Origin of the sequence: Agrilactobacillus composti DSM 18527 = JCM 14202, assembly GCF_001436375.1 — a bacterium.
Taxonomy (GTDB): Bacteria; Bacillota; Bacilli; order Lactobacillales; family Lactobacillaceae; genus Agrilactobacillus; species Agrilactobacillus composti.
In genome coordinates this window covers 254,168-269,355 of record NZ_AZGA01000002.1, presented here as the reverse complement: position 1 = coordinate 269,355, position 15,188 = coordinate 254,168, and the positions used below count along the sequence as shown (strand labels likewise).

General features: G+C 41.8%; 17 protein-coding genes. 16 read left to right on the top strand and 1 reads right to left on the bottom strand.

Going from position 1 to position 15,188, the window contains the following annotated elements:
* Positions 1 to 11: 11 nt before the first annotated feature.
* Together FC83_RS01595 and FC83_RS01590 are read left to right on the top strand one after the other, a co-directional pair.
* Positions 12 to 455 carry a PTS mannitol transporter subunit IIA gene (locus tag FC83_RS01595; RefSeq protein WP_035453655.1) on the top strand — a complete coding sequence of 148 codons (444 nt, stop codon included), beginning with the start codon at positions 12 to 14 and terminating at the stop codon, positions 453 to 455.
* A 1-nt stretch (position 456) separates the two neighbouring features.
* On the top strand, positions 457 to 1,614 hold the full coding sequence (locus tag FC83_RS01590) for a mannitol-1-phosphate 5-dehydrogenase (RefSeq protein WP_035453656.1): 1,158 nt from the start codon (positions 457 to 459) through the stop codon (positions 1,612 to 1,614).
* Positions 1,615 to 1,689: 75 nt separating this feature from the next.
* Here FC83_RS01590 and FC83_RS01585 read toward each other — a convergent pair whose 3' ends face one another.
* Positions 1,690 to 3,036 (bottom strand): Mur ligase family protein, encoded by a 1,347-nt coding sequence (locus tag FC83_RS01585; RefSeq protein ID WP_057002297.1) that lies wholly within the window; start codon positions 3,034 to 3,036, stop codon positions 1,690 to 1,692.
* A 155-nt stretch (positions 3,037 to 3,191) separates the two neighbouring features.
* Between FC83_RS01585 and FC83_RS01580 the strand changes: the two genes are divergently transcribed.
* The 14 genes from FC83_RS01580 (at position 3,192) to FC83_RS01515 (ending at position 15,170) form a co-directional block, all read left to right on the top strand.
* A complete protein-coding gene (locus FC83_RS01580; protein WP_035453660.1) occupies positions 3,192 to 3,785 on the top strand; it encodes a thymidine kinase in 594 nt (197 codons plus the stop codon).
* Positions 3,786 to 3,814: 29 nt separating this feature from the next.
* Positions 3,815 to 4,912: a peptide chain release factor 1 gene (gene prfA, locus FC83_RS01575; RefSeq protein ID WP_035453663.1), complete on the top strand. Its 1,098-nt coding sequence runs from the start codon at positions 3,815 to 3,817 to the stop codon at positions 4,910 to 4,912.
* Positions 4,890 to 5,750: a peptide chain release factor N(5)-glutamine methyltransferase gene (gene prmC / locus FC83_RS01570; protein ID WP_057002296.1), complete on the top strand. Its 861-nt coding sequence runs from the start codon at positions 4,890 to 4,892 to the stop codon at positions 5,748 to 5,750. Before prfA ends, prmC begins: the two co-directional genes overlap by 23 nt.
* A 1-nt stretch (position 5,751) precedes the next feature.
* Entirely contained in the window at positions 5,752 to 6,768 is a 1,017-nt protein-coding gene (locus FC83_RS01565; RefSeq protein WP_081763111.1) for an L-threonylcarbamoyladenylate synthase, read from the top strand.
* 122 nt (positions 6,769 to 6,890) lie between these two features.
* Positions 6,891 to 7,394, top strand: coding sequence for a DoxX family membrane protein (locus FC83_RS01560; protein ID WP_035453669.1), 504 nt, complete (start codon positions 6,891 to 6,893; stop codon positions 7,392 to 7,394).
* Between the two features lie 45 nt (positions 7,395 to 7,439).
* The gene (locus tag FC83_RS01555) at positions 7,440 to 8,150 is read left to right on the top strand and encodes a demethylmenaquinone methyltransferase (protein WP_035453672.1); all 711 of its coding nucleotides are present in this window, start codon (positions 7,440 to 7,442) and stop codon (positions 8,148 to 8,150) included.
* 162 nt (positions 8,151 to 8,312) lie between these two features.
* Positions 8,313 to 9,551: a serine hydroxymethyltransferase gene (glyA, locus tag FC83_RS01550; RefSeq protein ID WP_035453677.1), complete on the top strand. Its 1,239-nt coding sequence runs from the start codon at positions 8,313 to 8,315 to the stop codon at positions 9,549 to 9,551.
* Between the two features lie 75 nt (positions 9,552 to 9,626).
* Positions 9,627 to 10,256 (top strand): uracil phosphoribosyltransferase, encoded by a 630-nt coding sequence (gene upp, locus FC83_RS01545; RefSeq protein ID WP_035453678.1) that lies wholly within the window; start codon positions 9,627 to 9,629, stop codon positions 10,254 to 10,256.
* 325 nt (positions 10,257 to 10,581) lie between these two features.
* The gene (gene atpB, locus FC83_RS01540; protein ID WP_035453680.1) at positions 10,582 to 11,292 is read left to right on the top strand and encodes a F0F1 ATP synthase subunit A; all 711 of its coding nucleotides are present in this window, start codon (positions 10,582 to 10,584) and stop codon (positions 11,290 to 11,292) included.
* 40 nt (positions 11,293 to 11,332) lie between these two features.
* Entirely contained in the window at positions 11,333 to 11,548 is a 216-nt protein-coding gene (atpE, locus tag FC83_RS01535) for a F0F1 ATP synthase subunit C (protein WP_035453684.1), read from the top strand.
* 47 nt (positions 11,549 to 11,595) lie between these two features.
* Positions 11,596 to 12,111: a F0F1 ATP synthase subunit B gene (gene atpF, locus FC83_RS01530; protein WP_035453691.1), complete on the top strand. Its 516-nt coding sequence runs from the start codon at positions 11,596 to 11,598 to the stop codon at positions 12,109 to 12,111.
* Positions 12,098 to 12,643 (top strand): ATP synthase F1 subunit delta, encoded by a 546-nt coding sequence (gene atpH, locus FC83_RS01525; RefSeq protein WP_035453692.1) that lies wholly within the window; start codon positions 12,098 to 12,100, stop codon positions 12,641 to 12,643. Before atpF ends, atpH begins: the two co-directional genes overlap by 14 nt.
* A 22-nt stretch (positions 12,644 to 12,665) precedes the next feature.
* A complete protein-coding gene (gene atpA / locus FC83_RS01520; protein ID WP_052004771.1) occupies positions 12,666 to 14,228 on the top strand; it encodes a F0F1 ATP synthase subunit alpha in 1,563 nt (520 codons plus the stop codon).
* A gap of 27 nt (positions 14,229 to 14,255) precedes the next feature.
* A complete protein-coding gene (locus FC83_RS01515) occupies positions 14,256 to 15,170 on the top strand; it encodes a F0F1 ATP synthase subunit gamma (protein WP_035453693.1) in 915 nt (304 codons plus the stop codon).
* The last annotated feature ends 18 nt before the right edge of the window (positions 15,171 to 15,188 follow it).

Below are 15,188 nucleotides of genomic sequence, written 5' to 3'. Positions count from 1 at the left end.
GGGGTGACATGATGAAGGCACTAGATGCGAATTTAATTCAACTTCATCAAGAAGCAAAGACAAAAGAAGAAGCCATCCGCCAGGCTGGCCAGCTATTAGTTGATAATGGCAATGTTGAACCTGGTTACATCGATTCGATGATTGATCGGAATAAAGATGTATCCGTTTATATGGGGAACTTTATTGCTATTCCCCATGGCACTGAAGATGGCAAGAAGTTTATTAAGAAGACAGGGATTTCTATTGTACAATATCCTTGGGGCGTTGATTTTAGCGATGATCCTGCTGATGAAAAATTAGTAACTGTCGTTTTTGGCATCGCCGGTTTGAACGGGGAACATTTACAATTGTTATCAGCCATTGCGTTATATTGTAGTGATATTAACAATGTGGAAAAATTAGCTGATGCGCAAACACCGGATGAAATTATTAATCTATTGAAGGAAGTTGATTAGAGTGCAAGCAGTACATTTTGGCGCAGGTAATATTGGTAGAGGTTTTATTGGTGAAACTTTAGCTTCAAACGGTTTTGAAATTCATTTTGTTGATGTCAATTCAACAATCATTGACGCGTTAGATCAGCGTCATGAATATGATATTGAATTAGCCGCAGAAGGTCATAAAAAGATTCATGTGGCCAATGTTGACGGTATTAACAACAAAGACAACCCTGACAAAGTCGTTGCCGCCATTGAAAATACAGACATGGTCACGACAGCCATCGGCCCCAAGATTTTACCATTTATCGCTGATTTGATTGCCAAGGGTATCAGCGCACGTCTTGCAAACAACAATACCCAACCTTTAGATGTCATCGCCTGTGAAAACATGATTGGTGGCAGCCAATTTCTAAAGGGCGAAGTTTATAAACACTTAAATGACGCTGACAAGCAGTTTGCCGATGAATATATTGGTTTTCCAAATGCCGCTGTTGACCGGATCGTGCCAATTCAACACCATGAAGATCCACTGGCTGTTTCAGTGGAACCTTTCAAGGAATGGGTCATTGATGAATCCCAGATGAAACGGCATGACATCAAGTTGGACTCCGTGGTTTATGTACCTGATTTGGAACCTTATATTGAGCGGAAATTGTTCTCCGTTAATTCCGGTCATGCGACAGTTGCTTATACAGGTGAATATTTGGGTTATAAGACCATTGGGGATGCCATTAAAGATGAAAAAGTCTTGAAACAATTAAAGGGTGCTTTGTCTGAAACTGGTGATCTGCTTATTCATAAATGGCACTTTAAACCAGATGAATTGAAAGCTTATCAAGAAAAAATCATCAGCCGTTTCCAAAACCCATATATCTCCGATGATATTTTACGGGTAGGGCGGACACCAATTCGCAAACTTGGCTACGATGAACGTTTTATTCGGCCAATTCGGGAATTGAAGGATCGCAACTTAGATTACAGTGTGCTGTTGGATACCGTTGGCATGATTTTCACCTTTGATGAACCTAAAGATTCTGAAAGTGTTGAATTGCAAAAGCTATTAAAAGAAAAACCATTAGTTGACGTTGTTAAGCAAGTCACTGGTTTGAAAGATCAAGGTTTGATCGATGAAGTCGTCGCTTCGGTTGAAAATAAGATTAAAACGCAAGCCTAATTAAACAGTATTCAAAAAATCCGTTAACCACAATTGGCTAACGGATTTTTTGGAACTACCTATCTGATAATTAATTTAAAAGCCGGTTTTGATCAATTTTTCATTGGCCATGGCTTTGCGTAATTGCAACATGGCAGTATAAGTTGCCAGTACGTAGATCTGTTGGGTGGGCATTTTCTTCAATTCACCTAAGACCGGTTCCATCCCCTGGACGTGCACTAACTTAGCCTCAGGCACGTTGGCGACTTTTAAACGGAAGTCAATATCATCAGAGCGCTCACCGCCGGCTAGATAGGCTTTGATCTTGTCCTTGGGCAGGCCTTCAAAATCCCCGTCCCAGATCCAGCTGGTATCAATGCCATCGGCATAGTTGGCGTTTAATAAGACCCCTAGGGAAAAATCATGTTTTTCTGTTTTTAACAAATCTAAAACTTGGTTTAAACCCACGGGGTTTTTCACAAGAATCAGGGTGATTTTTTTATCGCCCATGGTGATCACTTCTTGACGACCAAAGACTTTCTCGTCATAAGCAAAGCCCTGGCGAATTTTATCAGGGGCTAAATGATAGAAGTTACCCACTGTATAAGCAGCTAAGGCATTGTAAATGTTATACATGCCACCAATATTAATGGTGATGGGTTGATCGGCAATGGTGAAAGTGGAGCTGGTGGGTGTCATATCATTTACTTTGGTAATGATCTGATCTAATTTTGGTCGATGGAAACCACAGTTGGGACAGAAGTAATCGCCCAAGTTTGCATAGGTCAGTTCATGGTAATGCAAAATGTGATTGCAACGCGGACATAAGACACCGTCCGTATTGACCCGGGCTTTTAGATCCCGGGTACCCGGCGTGGTTTGAAAACCATAGTAAATTTTGGGGTTGGGGATGTCTTGAGATGCAAAAATAGGGGCATCCCCATTCATGATCACTGTAGCTTCAGGCGCTAATTTGATGCCATCTAGAATTTTTTGATAAGTGGTATAGATTTCACCATAACGATCCATTTGATCCCGGAAGATATTGGTCAGGACAAAGGCCTTCGGTTTGATATAGCGACAGATGGGCGCAACATTTGCCTCGTCAACTTCTAAGATAGCTAGTTTTTTAGGTTGACGCATACTTCTGTGGGCTAAAAAGGCCGTGACGATACCTTGGGTCATATTGGAACCAGTGGGGTTGGTTAATATGTTATCGTATTGTTGGGATAAGACCTTAACAATTAAAGAAGTGGTCAAGGTTTTGCCGTTGGTGCCAGTGACGATAATGACCTCATAACCAGCCGCTAAGTGTTTTAAAACAGCCGGATCAATTTTCTCAGCGATTTTACCTGGGAAAGAACTGCCACCTTTTAATACATTGTGCAAAAACCAGTAACTTGATTTACCGGTTAGGGTTGCTACAGCTGACTTGATACTCATGATAGCCGCCTTTCTGCTTTTAACGATTTAAACTTAACCTATCATAGCAAAAACTTAGGGCCTTGAGTAGTATTAATGTTCAATAACTAATGAATTTTAATAACTGAGGGCGTATACTAAAAGGTTGTGAGTCAAACGAAAGGGAGGGCTATTGCGTGGCACAATTATTTTTCCGTTATGGTGCGATGAACAGTGGTAAAACCATTGAGATTTTGAAGGTCGCCCACAATTATGAGGAACAGCAAAAACCTGTTATTATTATGACTAGTGGTATGGATACCCGTCAAGGCGTCGGCATGGTTTCCAGCCGAATCGGCTTGGAGCGTGAAGCAGTAGCTATTTTTGACGAAACGAATTTGTATGAAATGGTCCAAAAATTAAATCCAAACGCGGCTTGCATTTTAATTGATGAATCACAATTTTTAAAAAAACATCATATTATTGAAGCAGCCCAAATCGTGGATACTTTAAATATTCCGGTGATGGCTTTTGGGTTGAAAAATGATTTCAGAAATGAGCTCTTCGAAGGCTCAAAGTATTTATTGCTATACGCAGATAAAATTGAAGAAATGAAAACAATTTGTTGGTTTTGTAAAAAGAAGGCTATTATGAATTTACGGGTCCATGGTGGTCAACCAGTTTATGAAGGCCAGCAAGTTGAAATCGGGGGCAATGAAATGTATTACCCTGTTTGCAGAAAACATTATTTCAATCCGGATTTGCCGGGGATCGATACTAAAGGCAACTAAAACAATTTTATAAAGGAGTTATCTAATTAATGGATAAAATATTCGAACAACTTGACGGCTTATTGGACCGTTACAGTGAGCTGCAAGAATTAATGTCTGATCCAGAAGTGATCAACGATACCAAACGTTATATGGAGCTTTCTAAAGAAGAGGGCAATATGCGTGAGGTCGTGGCTAAGTACAAACGACTTAAAGAAGTTCAATCTGATATTTCTGAAAGTGAAGAAGTCCTAAGAGAATCTAACGACCCCGAAATGGAAGCTTTAGCAAAAGACGACTTGAATGATTTAAAAACCGAAAAAGAACAACTTGAAGGCGAAATCAAAATTTTGATGCTGCCAACTGATCCCAATGATGACAAAAACATCATCATGGAAATTCGGGGTGCCGCTGGTGGAGATGAAGCCAGTCTATTTGCCGGGGACTTATTGAGCATGTATCAGAAATATGCTGAACGGCAAAATTGGCATTTTGAAATTATTGATGAAAACCGCACCGAAGTAGGTGGTTTCAAAGAGGTCTCCATTTTAATCACGGGGGACAAAGTTTATTCTAAATTAAAGTATGAAAATGGCGCCCACCGGGTACAACGTGTTCCACAAACTGAATCCCAAGGCCGGGTCCACACGTCGACCGCAACGGTTGCCGTCATGCCAGAATATGATGAAGTTGAGTTGGATATTGATCCCAAAGACATCAGAGTCGATGTGTATCGTTCTTCTGGTGCTGGGGGTCAGCATATCAACAAGACGTCTTCTGCCGTTCGGATGACCCATTTACCAACTGGTATTGTGGTTGCCATGCAAGACCAACGTTCTCAACAGCAAAACCGGGAAAAAGCCATGCAAATTTTACGTTCTCGGGTTTATGACTATTATGAAAGCCAAAATCAAAGTGAATATGATGCTAACCGGAAGTCCGCAGTGGGTTCAGGGGATCGGTCCGAACGTATTCGGACCTATAATTACCCGCAAAATCGGGTGACCGATCACCGGATCGGATTAACACTAAATAAGTTAGATCGTATTATGAACGGGGATTTAGGTGAGGTCATCGATGCCTTAATTGTTTATGATCAAACTAAGAAGCTAGAACAAATTCAAGATGGCACAAGAGACTTACTATAAAGTCCTGGCCCAGGCAAAACAGACATTAGATCAACAAGGCATCGCCTTTGATGATTTAATGTATGTTTTTTTGCAGCGTCAAAATTGGACTCAAACAGATTACCTAGTTCAGCAGCAACAAATTATGCCAGCGGCCGTTCAACAGCAGTTAGAACAAGATATTGCGGCTTTAGCAAAGCACGTGCCACCCCAATATATCGTGCACCAAGCTTGGTTTTATGGCCGACCATTTTATGTGGATGACCGGGTATTGATCCCCCAATATGACACAGAGAATTTAGTGGCTTGGGTACTGGCGGATTTTCCCGAAAATAAGGCTTTGCGTGTCTTAGATATTGGCACTGGCAGTGGGGTGTTAGCCGTTACTTTAAAGTTGGCACGCCCTAACTGGCAAGTCATGGCCACCGATATTTCGTCAGCGGCACTAACGGTGGCCGAAAGGAATGCCAAGGCATTGGGCGCACAGGTGGCCTTTCGCCAAGGGGACCTCTTAGCACCAGTTGTTGGACAACGGTTTGATATTATTGTTTCAAATCCGCCTTACATCAGTCGCCGTGAAAAAGCCGTCATGGACGCCAGCGTGCTCGAATATGAACCGCATTTGGCGTTATTTGCTGAAAATAATGGTCTAAGTTTTTATCAACGTTTTTTTAAAACCGTCGCACCTTATTTGACATTTGCCGGGACTTTTTATTTGGAATTCGGTTTTCAGCAAAAAGCTGCATTAAAAAAACTGACCACGCAGCTTTTGCCCAGGGCTGAGATAGCTTTTAGACAAGATTTAGCTGGTCAGGATCGTTTATTGCGCGGCAAAATTATTTCAGAAGAAAGCAGGTAGCATTTTGACAGTTCGTTTAACGAATACACAGATTCAACAGGCAGCAGCATTGATCAAAGCTGGGGAATTAGTGGCTTTCCCTACAGAAACCGTTTATGGGTTGGGCGCAGATGCCACCAATCCGGTTGCTGTAAAACAAGTCTATCAAGCTAAAGGTCGACCCAGTGACAATCCTCTGATCGTTCATGTGCACAATTTTGATCAGGTGAAGGCCTTGGCCATTATTCCCACACCAACTGTTGCTGCCTTGGTGCAGGCTTTTTGGCCTGGCCCATTGACATTGATTTTACCCATCAAAAATAATGCTCTAGACGCCAGTGTCACTGGGGGGTTAAAGACAGCCGCGTTTAGAATGCCTAATAATGCTGCCACTTTAAAATTAATTGAATTAGCGGGGGTACCTTTAGTTGGGCCTTCAGCCAATACTTCTGGTAAACCCAGCCCCACAACGGCTGACCATGTCTTACATGATTTAGACGGCAAAATTGCCGCCGTCTTAGATGATGGACCTACAAAAGTGGGCGTGGAATCGACGGTCCTAGATATGTCCGTGGTTCCCCCAGTCATTTTGCGGCCTGGGGCGGTCACACGGGAAAAGTTGTTAACGATTTTGCCCAAAGTATTAGACAATAAACATCACGTAGCCACTAACGAAGTTCCCAAAGCGCCAGGTATGAAGTACCGCCATTATGCCCCCGAAGCCAGCGTGATCATTGTTAAAGATGCCCAAGATTTTAATGCAGCAATCGATTGGGCTTTGAAGCAAAGTGTACAAGTTGGCTTATTAGCCACGGACCAAATTTTAGCGAGCCAGGATAAAATTCGTTTCAAAGAACAATTTTCACTAGGGGATTCAGTGGTTTCAGCGAGTCATAAGTTGTTTGATGGCTTGCGCTATTTTGACTTATATCCAGAAGTTAAGATCATCTTAGCACAAGGCTTTGAACCAAAAGGCTTAGGAACTGCATATATGAATCGCTTAGAAAAAGCCTCGGGGACGCATTATTTTGAAAAATAATTAAAGAAAAGTTAAGATGTGGAAGCGCTTGAGCAAAATTGAACAAGATTCCACTTACTTATGGTAAGATAGCGTTGGCATAATATAATGTCGTACTAAGCCATATTTAGGAGGAATATATCATGGTTAATTGGTTACGTCATAACAAGGTAGCAATGTGGCTACTGACAATTGTACGGGTGTACTTTGGCTTCTTGTGGGCCATCGATGGTTGGGGCAAAGTTTCCAAGGGCTTTGACGCCAAGGGCTTTATTGCCCACGCGGTGTCTCAACCGGTACTGACACCTGAAAAGGCCGTTGCTTATCCGCACTATACCAGCTTCTTGAAATCATTTGTGCAACCCAACATTAATTTCTTTAATTTCGCTGTTTCCTGGGGCGAATTACTTGTTGGTTTAGGTCTTATTCTGGGTGCTTTCACAACTTTAGCAGTATTCTTTGGCATGTTGATGAACTTTGCCTACTTGTTTGCAGGCACTGTATCTGTCAATCCGCTGTATCTTGCTTGCGAAATCTTCATTTTGATTGCCGGTGTAAATGCTGGTAAGATCGGTTTAGATCGTTGGATCATTCCTTATTGCCGCAAGAAATTGCCATTTTTAAAGGGTAATCCCAACTTGGAATAAGGTTTAGCAATGTGAGCATTAAAATGAATTGGTGGTCGACGTATCGTGGGATTAACGAATCAAACACCTAGTCAAACGGTTCAGCATATTTTTGATAATATTGCGGGCAACTATGATGTCATGAATAATGTCATCAGTCTAGGTTTTCATAAACGCTGGCGCAAGGTGGTCAATGCTAAATTGGCGCTTCAACCCGGTGATCATATTTTAGACGTGTGCTGTGGTACAGGAATTTGGACCTTTTCGCTAGGGCAGGCTGTAGGAAACACTGGCCAAGTGACCGGCTTAGATTTCAGCGCTGGCATGCTGGCGATCGCCCAAGACCATTTAAAGGACTATCAAGGTGCCAATATCAACTTTATTCAAGGGGATGCCCAAAAGCTCCCTTTTGCCGATAATAGTTTTGATCGGGTAGTTATTGGTTTTGGTCTGCGAAATGTGCCAGATGCTAATAAGGTTTTAGCTGAAATGTATCGCGTACTTAAGCCTGGTGGCCAAGCAGCCTGTCTGGAAACGTCTCAACCCACTAACCCCATCATGCATGCTGGGTGGGAATTGTACTTTGGCAAAGTCTTACCTTTGCTGGGGGGCGCTATCCATCATTATCATGAATATGATTACTTGCAAAAATCAACGCATCATTTTGTGTCTGCTGAAGTTTTAAAGAGCTTGTTTTTACGAGCTGGCTTCCAAGATGTTTCGTATGATCAGTTTGTGGCCGGCTCAGCAGCAGTTCATTACGGGACGAAGGGTTAATTTGATCAGGTGTTTTAGCGCATTCAAAGCGGGTCATGTAACCGTTTTGAATGCGCTTTTTGCTGTGGTGTGCGCTTATTTCCTGTGAAAAATTTAATCTACCTTTCATTTTCTTCAAATTGCCGGTATAATCTACAGTATTAACTTGTAGGAGGTCCTTATATGAGCAACTTTGAACAACAAGATCCTGAATTATTCACCGCAATTCATAACGAAGAACAGCGCCAAGCCGATACAATTGAACTGATCGCTTCGGAAAACATTGTGTCACCAGCTGTGCGTGCGGCCCAAGGTAGTGTATTAACGAACAAATACGCCGAAGGGTATCCAGGTCATCGTTATTATGGGGGTTGTGAATTTATTGATGTCGCCGAAAACTTAGCCATTGACCGGGCCAAACAACTTTTTGGGGCAGAATATGCCAACGTACAACCTCACTCAGGATCTTCTGCAAACATGGCAGCTTATCGGGCTTTCTTAAAAGATGGCGATAAGGTGATGGGCTGGAGTTTGCAAGATGGGGGACACTTGACCCATGGGGCAAAAGTCAGTTTCAGTGGTCAGGAATATAACTTTACTGAGTATGGCATTAACCCAGAGACAGAACGTCTGGATTATGATGCAATTTTAAAATTAGCTCAAGAAGTTAAACCTAAAATGATCGTCACTGGGGCTTCAGCTTACAGTCGGCCCATTGATTTCGCCAAATTCAGAGAAATTTGTGATCAAGTTGGGGCTTACTTGATGGTAGATATGGCGCACATTGCTGGCCTTGTGGCTGCAGGCGTCCATCAAAGCCCAGTGCCTTATGCAGATGTGGTTACCACGACAACGCATAAAACTTTACGAGGACCTCGTGGTGGCTTGATCTTAGCTAAGGCTGAGTATGGCAAAGCCATTAATTCCGCTGTCTTTCCGGGTATCCAAGGTGGGCCATTGGAACATGTGATCGCCGCCAAAGCAGTGTGTTTGAAAGAAGCCATGGATCCAAGCTTTAAGACTTACGCCCAACAAATCGTTAAAAATGCACAAGCTATGGCTGCTGTTTTTAATGACAGCGATGATGTCCGGGTTATTTCCGAAGGGACAGATAACCATCTAATGATGTTAGATGTGACCAAGCTAGGTCTTTACGGCCGTGATGTACAGGACTTATTGGATGAAGTTCATATTACTTTAAACAAGAACACTATTCCAAATGAACAAAATGGGCCTTTTAAGACCAGTGGCGTTCGCATCGGGACACCAGCCATCACCACTAGAGGCTTTAAAGAAGCCGACTGTCAAGAGGTCGCACGCTTGATTTTAAAGGCTTGCAAGGGCAAAGATGATCCGACAGTTTTGAAAGAAGTTTCTGATAAGGTCGCTGAATTAACACAACGTTTTCCAATTCCAGAATAAATTATAGTTTGCTATTGGTTTTTTCATCTCGATAGGCTAGAATAGTATGAGATTAAAACGAAGGTGGCTCTTAAAGTGGGAAAGTTTACAGTATTAAATCATCCATTGATTCAGCACAAATTGACAATTATTCGCAATAAAAACACTGGTACGAAGGTGTTTAGAGAGGTTGCCAATGAAATAGCCGAATTGATGGTCTATGAAATTACCCGGGATTTACCGTTAGAAGACGTTGTCGTGAATACCCCAATGGGGAAAACCACTCAAAAGACGCTTTCTGGTAAGAAGTTAGCAGTCATTCCAATTCTACGGGCTGGGCTAGGCATGGTCGATGGTGTGTTGGAATTGATCCCAGCTGCAAAAGTTGGACATATCGGTATGTACCGTGATGAAAAAACTTTGAAACCCCACGAATATTTCGTGAAAATGCCAACAGACATTGACCAACGTAACTTGTTTATCGTTGATCCAATGCTTGCGACTGGTGGCTCAGCAATCATGGCCATTGACGCCTTAAAGAAGCGTGGTGCTTCTAACATGCGTTTGGTGGTCTTGGTGGCAGCCCCTGAAGGCGTTCGCGCTGTTCAAGAAGCACATCCTGACGTGGATATTTATGCTGCGGCCTTGGATGAAAAACTCAATGAAGATGGCTATATTATTCCTGGTTTAGGGGATGCTGGCGATCGCTTATTCGGAACTAAATAATTGATAATTTAGGATTAGATGAAGCTGACGGCTTTATTTGGTCCTTTATTTTGTAGCTTACTTTTTTAGTGTATAAAATGTCCTGATAAATTGTGATTTTTTAAGGATTTATTGAAATCTGTTGTCAATTTTCATGACATTATGAATAAATTTACTGAAACAATGCTTTGTCTTTTCCTTATTTTGGTGGTATTATTTCACTTGTATTTTGACTTAACTCAGTTCGTCAAAATGCGGACTAGGTTCTGCTAGGTTTTGTTGATCACTTCTGCCAGATAAAGGGATCTACATAAGCATATCCAAGATAGAAAGGAGGAAGAAAGCGTTGAATGAAAAGTCTCCAGTTGTAAGTTTTATGGGATTGAATTTTGATCTCAGCAACGATATTTCTGGAATTATTGCTGCCTTGATGGTATTAGCATTTGTGTTCTATCTATCCAGACGTCCATCGTTACGACCGAGTAAAAAGCAAAATGTTATTGAATGGGCAATTGATTTTGTCAATGGTATCGTTAAAAGTGCCATTCCTGGAGAAGAAGGTCGCAAGTTTTATGGCTTGGCCTTCGTGATGTTTCTTTTCATCTTCATGGCCAACCAATTAGGTTTATTCCTACAGGTTACCGTGGGTAATACCAATTGGGTTAAATCCCCAACGTCAAACCCAATCGTAACCATGTCCTTAGCGGCCATTGTGTTGCTGCTGTCCCATTATTATGGGGTTAAAAAGTGGGGCTTTGGACAATACCTCAAGAACTATGCCCGGCCAGTGGCATTCTTGACACCAATTAACATACTTGAAGAGTTTACAAACTTTTTGACGTTATCTTTACGGCTTTACGGTAACATTTATGCCGGTGAAATTCTTCTGAAATTGCTTGCGCAATTTATGCACAGTTTCGGTGTGGTTTCTTTTATTCCTGGCGCACTACTAGAGATGGTCTGGCAAGCATTTTCAGTATTTATTGGAAGTATCCAGGCTTATATTTTCGTAACACTAGCTATGGTTTACATCTCGGGGAAACTCGAGCAAGAGTAACAAACTAAATTTTTAGGATTATCTAGGAGGTAATTTTTTTATGAAGACAATCGGTGCTGGTATTGCTGCAGGCTTAGCTGCCTTAGCTGCATCTTATGGTAACGGACACGTTATTGCAAAAACAATCGAAAGTATGGCACGTCAACCTGAATTATCAGGCCAATTGCGTGGGACAATGTTCCTTGGTGTAGGTTTGATCGAAGCGGTTCCAATTATTTCCATTGTCATTTCATTCTTGATTTTATTCTTGTTCTAAAACAGACTAATGAGAATAAATTCGTTTAGGAAGGAAGTGCAATAAAGATGGACAAACTTGTTTTGGGTGCTGCACTTCAAGTTGGCGATATGCTAATTTACTTGATTTTATTTGTACTCATGTTTGTTATTGTCATGAAATACGCCTATGGGCCTGTTTCAAAGATGATGGCTAAGCGTGAAGATAAAATCAATGGTGATTTAGATTACGCTGAAGATACCCGTAAAAAAGCGGACGAATTGGCAGCTCAACGTGAAGGTGAATTAAAAAATACCCGTAGCGAAGCCACGCAGATCGTTCAAAACGCTCAAAAGAGTGGGGAAACACAACGTGACCAAATCATCACACAAGCCCAAAGTGAAGCACAACAGTTAAAGACTAACGCCCAAAAAGATGCTGAACAAGCTCGTGCGGACGCTTTAGCCAGTGCAAGAGATGATGTTGCACAATTATCAATTGAAATAGCATCCAAATTAATTAATAAGGAACTCAGTGCCAGTGATCAGCAAGCATTGATTGATTCTTATATTGAAGGGTTAGGCGATACCAATGGCACTAGATAAATTTACTATTGGTAGACGTTATGCGAATGCATTATTTGAACTAGCCGAGTCAAAACAAGCACTAGATGACACTTATCAAGAATTATTGGGTATTCGCCAAATTTTTACCGAAAATAAAGATTTAGGGAATGTCTTAACAGATATGCGTTTGAGTTTAGCTGAGAAAAAGCCGATCATCGACAGTTTGAAACAACAATTCAGCCCGTTGATGCAGACCTTCTTACAAATGGTGTTTGACTACAAACGAATGAATGACATTTTATTCATGGTAGATTACTTTGAAGCAATGTACGATAAGCAAAATAAAATTATTCGTGCTGAAGTAACTACTGCAGTTGCTTTAAATGCGGCACAACAAGAAAAGCTGAGCGCACAAATTGCGCAACGTTTTGGTGCCAGTCACGTCCAGATCACCAGTACAGTTGATCCAGACATCATTGGTGGGGTCATTGTTCATGCCAGCGATAAAGTTATTGATGGCAGCATTAAGACCCGTTTAACCCGTATTAAAGCATTATTACTGAATAGATGATCAAAAATGAGAGGTGAATTAGATGAGCATCAAAGCTGAAGAGATTAGCGCTTTGATTAAACAACAGCTTGAACACTATGATGATCAACTTGTCGTTGACGAAGTCGGTACTGTTACATATGTCGGTGATGGTATTGCCCGTGCTCATGGATTGGACAACGTTATGTCAAACGAATTGTTAGAATTTTCTAACGGTTCTTACGGGGTTGCCCAGAACTTGGAGTCAAACGATGTTGGTATTATCATTTTTGGTCGCTTTGATGATATTCGAGAAGGCGATCAGGTCAAAAGAACTGGTCGTATCCTGGAAGTCCCTGTTGGTGAAGAACTTATTGGCCGGGTCGTCAATCCATTAGGCCAACCTATTGATGGTTTAGGTGAAATTAAAACCACAAAAACACGTCCCATCGAATTTAAAGCACCAGGTGTCATGCAACGCCAATCCGTCTTCGAACCATTACAAACCGGATTAAAGGCCGTTGATGCCTTGGTTCCAATTGGTCGGGGCCAGCGTGAATTGGTCATTGGGGATCGTAAGACTGGTAAGACATCAATTGCCATTGATACGATCATCAACCAAAAAGGCCAAAACATGATCTGTGTTTATGTGGCCATTGGTCAAAAGGAATCTACTGTTAAAAATCAAATTGAAACCCTACGCAAATATGGCGCTATGGATTATACAATTGTCTTAACAGCCGGTCCTTCTGAACCAGCACCAATGTTATATATCGCGCCTTATGCTGGGAGCGCCATGGGTGAAGAATTCATGTATAACGGCAAGCATGTTTTGATTGTCTTTGATGATTTATCAAAACAAGCAGCTGCTTATCGTGAAATTTCCTTACTGTTACGGCGGCCACCAGGTCGTGAAGCTTATCCTGGGGATGTGTTCTACTTACATTCACGCCTGCTAGAACGTTCGGCCAAGTTAAGTGATAAATTAGGCGGCGGGTCGATGACAGCCTTGCCATTTATTGAAACCCAAGCCGGGGACATCTCCGCATATATCCCAACTAACGTTATTTCCATCACTGATGGTCAGATTTTCTTGGAAAGTGATTTATTCTATTCCGGGACACGGCCAGCTATTGATGCCGGGGCTTCAGTGTCTCGGGTTGGTGGGGCCGCTCAAATCAAAGCGATGAAGAAAGTTGCCGGGACCTTGCGGGTGGACTTAGCGTCTTACCGTGAATTGGAATCATTTGCGCAATTTGGTTCTGATTTGGATGCCGCAACGCAGGCCAAGTTAAATCGTGGTCGTCGGACCGTGGAAGTTTTGAAACAACCATTGCACCGGCCATTACCTGTTGAAAAACAAGTCTTGATTTTATACGCTTTGACCCATGGCTTTCTTGACGCCGTACCTGTTGATGATATTGGCAGATTCCAATCTGAGTTGTTCGCATTCTTTGATTCCAATCATAAGGATCTCTTGGATACAATTCATAATACTGGTAATTTACCAGATGAAAAAGATATGGATGCAGCCATTAACTCATTCATGTCTGGTTTCTCAGCTACTGGCCAAGATCATGCAGAAGCAGATGACCAAGCTGATGATGCTAAAAGTGGGACAAACTGATCATAGACAATAAGGTGGTGTGACAAGTTGGCTGAATCTTTAATCGATATTAAACGTCGAATTGGTTCTACAAAGAGTACACAACAAATCACAAAGGCAATGCAGATGGTATCAGCCTCCAAGTTGTCACAAACAGAACAAAGAGCAAAGAATTATCAAATTTATGCTCAAAAAGTTCGCGATATTGTTGTGCACCTTGCCGCTTCTCAAGTCCTGAACGGTGTTTCACTAGGTAGTTCTTCTAAATCTGAAAATCCAGATAATATTTCCACCAGCAGTTTGTTGGTTAAACGGCCAGTTCAAAAACGCGCTTACTTGGTAATTACCAGTGATCGTGGTTTAGTGGGCAGTTACAACAGCACAATTTTAAAGAATATTATGTCGGTCATCGCAGATAGCGAAGATCCTGATAAGTATTGTTTGATTGCGATTGGTGGGATGGGGGCCGATTTCTTTAAGACAAGAAACATGAATGTTTCTTACGAATACCGTGGGGTCAGTGATATCCCTACTTTTAAAGAAGTTGCTGAAATCGTGAAGATGATCGTCTCCATGTATGATGCTGGTGTGTTTGATGAACTTTATGTTTGTTATAACCACTTCATCAACTCATTAAGTTCTGCTTTTCGGGTTGAAAAGATGTTACCAATCACTGATTTAGACACTTCAGAAGTTGATGAAAAAATCGATTATATCGCTGATCCTTCACCTGAAGAGGCGCTGACTGCTATTTTGCCACAGTATGCGGAAAGTCTGATTTATGGGGCCATTATTGACGCCAAAACCAGTGAGCATGCCAGTTCCACAACAGCAATGAAGAGCGCTTCTGATAATGCAGATGATTTGATCAGCAAATTATCAATTCGATATAACCGTGCACGTCAATCTAAGATTACTACTGAAATCACCGAAATTGTCGGTGGTGCAGCAGCACTCGAATAAATAATAGAAAGGAGAGTG

Excerpts from the sequence above, each read along its gene's own strand:
- atpE (WP_035453684.1), top strand. The coding sequence starts at position 11,333 with ATGAAGACAATCGGTGCTGGTATTGCTGCAGGCTTAGCTGCCTTAGCT.
- atpA (WP_052004771.1), top strand. The coding sequence starts at position 12,666 with ATGAGCATCAAAGCTGAAGAGATTAGCGCTTTGATTAAACAACAGCTT.
- atpF (WP_035453691.1), top strand. The coding sequence starts at position 11,596 with ATGGACAAACTTGTTTTGGGTGCTGCACTTCAAGTTGGCGATATGCTA.
- FC83_RS01560 (WP_035453669.1), top strand. The coding sequence starts at position 6,891 with ATGGTTAATTGGTTACGTCATAACAAGGTAGCAATGTGGCTACTGACA.
- FC83_RS01595 (WP_035453655.1), top strand. The coding sequence starts at position 12 with ATGAAGGCACTAGATGCGAATTTAATTCAACTTCATCAAGAAGCAAAG.
- FC83_RS01585 (WP_057002297.1), bottom strand. The coding sequence starts at position 3,036 with ATGAGTATCAAGTCAGCTGTAGCAACCCTAACCGGTAAATCAAGTTAC.
- glyA (WP_035453677.1), top strand. The coding sequence starts at position 8,313 with ATGAGCAACTTTGAACAACAAGATCCTGAATTATTCACCGCAATTCAT.
- atpH (WP_035453692.1), top strand. The coding sequence starts at position 12,098 with ATGGCACTAGATAAATTTACTATTGGTAGACGTTATGCGAATGCATTA.
- prmC (WP_057002296.1), top strand. The coding sequence starts at position 4,890 with ATGGCACAAGAGACTTACTATAAAGTCCTGGCCCAGGCAAAACAGACA.
- prfA (WP_035453663.1), top strand. The coding sequence starts at position 3,815 with ATGGATAAAATATTCGAACAACTTGACGGCTTATTGGACCGTTACAGT.